A 239-nucleotide genomic window follows, 5' to 3' on the forward strand; every position below is an offset into this window, starting at 1 on the left:
GCCGGGTGCAGCGCGGCGCCCTGGCGGTCGATCAGCGGGTCGCAGGCCAGGTCGGCGGCCGTCCACAGCGCCTGGCCGTGCACCGCGTGGGCCAGCTGGATGCAGCTGTTGACCGCGCGGTAGCGCAGGCCGTCGCCGTCGGTGTCGGCCAGCACCACGGTGCAGGCGCCGCAGTCGCCCTCGCCGCAGCCTTCCTTGGTGGCGCTCAGGTGCAGGTCCTCGCGCAGCAGGTCCAGCAG

At 75.3% G+C, this 239-nt stretch carries 1 protein-coding gene; it reads right to left on the reverse strand.

From position 1 onward, the window contains the following. A partial coding sequence (locus tag HA630_RS27285; RefSeq protein WP_243855328.1) for a 2Fe-2S iron-sulfur cluster-binding protein occupies positions 1 to 239 on the reverse strand: 239 nt, incomplete at both ends.

This window comes from Aquabacterium sp. A08 (assembly GCF_011742065.1).